Origin of the sequence: Enterococcus nangangensis (genome assembly GCF_005405245.1) — a bacterium.
Lineage (GTDB): Bacteria > Bacillota > Bacilli > Lactobacillales > Enterococcaceae > Enterococcus_J > Enterococcus_J nangangensis.
This window is the reverse complement of record NZ_BJDR01000048.1, coordinates 1-3,230: the sequence shown is the minus strand read 5'-3', so window position 1 is coordinate 3,230 and position 3,230 is coordinate 1. Positions and strand designations below refer to the sequence as shown.

Below are 3,230 nucleotides of genomic sequence, written 5' to 3'. Positions count from 1 at the left end.
TTCTAAATCATATTTAGCCATAAAAATAGCGACCTCCAAAAGTTAGATTTTTGGTCTAACTTTTGGGGGTCGCTTCAGGTACCACACCAGATACTAATTTATCCTTTTTAGCAGCAGCTTTTTTAGTTTCGGCAGAAACAACTTCGCCTTCACCATCACGAGCAATGAATTGAACAGTTTTCGTTACTTCTTTGCCATTCACAAGGAAAGGTTCATTCGTTAACTTGTTCATTAATTTACCAGTCATAGTGTAGGTTTTTCCGTCTACTAAATCTTCATAGTACACGTTATCCGTTAATTTAATCGTATCTAACGCATCTGCAAACTTGGAAGAGTCATACGTGTTTGTAGCAGTCGTATGAATTTTAGGCTTCGTAAATTCCACTGTTTGAGGAACATCATTGATGTCCGCATGAGTGGTTAATTTAGTATTTTTCCGATACAAGTCTTCAAAAACTACAATCGTTTTACCACCTAGATCCACGCCCTTGAAGGTAAAGGTTACATCAACAGAACCAGAAACAGTCTTAGTAGGAATACCTGCAACATCTTGAGCTTTAGAACTAGTTACTTTCCCTTGACCAGCAATAAAGGTAGTAGAAGCATGAACTTCTTTACCATCCACTAATAAAGCTTTACCAGTTTCTTTATCCATTAAGGTACCAGTAACTTGGTAAACTTTACCTTCGATTAAATCAGTGTATTTCACGTTATCGATCAAAGTGACCGTTTCTAAAGGTTCAAAGGTTTTACTACCGTCTTCTTTATTGGTAGCGGTAGTGTGGACGGTTGGCGCAGTAAAGTGTACCGTCTGCCCTTCATCGTTAATGTCCGCATGGCTTGCGGAATCATACCAAGTTTTGTCGGCTGTATTATAACGTTCCAATGATTCAAAGACTACCAAATCGCCTTTAACACCGACACCATCAAAATTAAATTCAACAGTTTCAGTTCCATTTGCAGCTTCAGGTTTAAACTCTTTGGTAAGGGTTACTTCCTTGCCATCAGATTTCAAAGCTTTGCCAGTAGTCTTATCCATCACAGTGCCTGTTAAACGATATTTATCGCCAACTTCCAAATCATGATAAGAAACAACATCATTTAATTGGACTTCTTCTTCAGGATCAAATAATTTTGAGCCATCTGTAGCATTAGTGGCAGTAGTCGTAATACTTGGATTAGTGAACTCTACTGTTTGCGGCACGTCGTTAATATCATTGTGGACTGTCACGTGGATATTATCTTGATAAAGGTCTTCAAAAGCGACTACTTTCTTACCAGCAAGAGCACTAGCATTAAAAGTAAATTCTACATCTACAGAGCCATTCTCTGTAGTAGGCACGAAAGTTTTCGTGGCCGTAACTTCTTTTCCGTTAATTAATAACGGCTCGCCTGTTTCTTGCACCATTAAAGTTCCTTTAACCGTGTACTCTCGACCATCAGTATAGAGATTTTTGTAAGCCACGGCATCAACAATTGTTACTTTTTTCTCAGGTACAAGAGTTTTATCACCGTCGGCTGCATCAGTTGCAGTCGTACCAATCGTTTGTTTCGGATTCACAAAATCAAATTCGTGCGTTTCACCGGCAACTACCGTCCATGTTTGAGGAGTGGTATCCACTTTATACCCTTCTGGAGCGCTGACTTCTGTCACTGAAATTTTTGTGCCAGGAGTCCAACCATTAGAGATCCACTTACCATCTGTACCAGTGACCCATTCGCCACTAGGATAATTAGGGTCTGTAGACGTGTATTGGAATTTAACACCCGCTACAGGATTGCCCAAATCATCCACTTTTTTAATGCTCACATTCCCAACGATTGGTTTGAATGAGACATCAAAAGAAACAACATCAGTTGGATCAGTGTACCATTGCCAAGTTGCTAGCGTTTGGAGGTTACCATCCATTGGTTTTACCAATAAAGGTTGAAAGTCCTGTACAAAATTCTTTAAGGTTCCAGTAGAAAGTGAAGCATTCGCATTCAAACTAGCTTCAAAATGGAATTTTTGACCACTATACACTTTAACATCCGCATTTGTGGACGTTGCGCCAGTATTCTCACAGACGTAAGTCATTCCAGCAGGGACTTTAAAAGAAATATAATCAGAAGCGCCCTTACCACTAAAGCTACCTTGACTAGAAACTTGTTTTGATCCAGAAATTTTGGTTGTAAAGTGAACAGTCAAATTAGTTCCGTTCAAACTTACATGAGTATCTTTAATAGGTGCTGTCACAACCTTATTCATTAGCACTTGGTAAGCTTCATCAGCTGTACCTTTATCCCCACCAGTATATGCATTAGATAATGCAAGAGAGGTAATTACAATCCCACGAGCACCGTCAGAGCTTGCAAAGACGTTGCCTGCACCGCCCCAACCATAGTAAAGAATAGACGCAATCGTTTCATTATCATATGGGCTGGTACCTGAGTTAGGCGTATCTGTAGCTGGGCTTCCTTTTTCGTGTTCAATACAAAAAGCAACTTTTCCATTAATTTGAAATTGACCAACAGTCCAGTATGAATACGTAATTGGGCCAGAATAAGTAATCTGAGCCCCACCTGAGCTTCTTAATTGGATTGCAGTCCCTTGTTGGAGTAACTTGTCATATTCAACTGGTGTCGTTCCATCAGCGTAATAGACAGGTTTTCCATCCACCATCAACACACCCATAGCACCAACATAAACGCTAGACACTGCATTAGTATCTGTTGCAGATCCATCAGTAGTTTCAACGGCTTTTTCTTCAGGTAAAGTAGAAATTGTATCTTCTACTTTCAGTGGATTTTCTAGCGGACTATCATTTGCATTTTGTGACTCCCCAACTTCTACTTCCTTAGCAGCACTTGTATTCTCTGCGACTTCAGGAACAGCTGTTTCAGATGAAACAGTACTTTCCATTGTAGCTTCGCTGCTTGTAGTAGAAACCGCTGCTTCATCTTCACTACTTTTCGTCTCTTCAGCTGAAACAGCAGTGCTATCCCCAGTTTCGCTAGCAAAAGCGTTAACTGGCTGAGCGATTACACCCGCAATGGTAAAGAATAACATTAGGGAAGTCATGATCTTTTGAATCTTTTTCATCATCATGCCTTCTTTTCAAATTTTTCATTTCAATTCTTTTTTAAAAAGGAAAATTTAAAGTCAAGTCCATAAGATAAAGTCCATATAATTGTGTAAAAAGAAAAGGCCATATGAGTGCCTGATACGGTACAATGTTTTTAACCACAAA

At 39.4% G+C, this 3,230-nt stretch carries 1 protein-coding gene; it reads right to left on the bottom strand.

Annotated elements, in window-relative coordinates; all coding sequences use genetic code 11:
* Positions 1 to 55 precede the first annotated feature (55 nt).
* Positions 56 to 3,082, bottom strand: coding sequence for a VaFE repeat-containing surface-anchored protein (locus FFM57_RS09725; RefSeq protein ID WP_137600321.1), 3,027 nt, complete (start codon positions 3,080 to 3,082; stop codon positions 56 to 58).
* Positions 3,083 to 3,230: the final 148 nt, after the last annotated feature.

Coding starts and splice junctions, on each gene's coding strand:
- FFM57_RS09725 (WP_137600321.1), bottom strand. CDS start 3,082: ATGAAAAAGATTCAAAAGATCATGACTTCCCTAATGTTATTCTTTACC.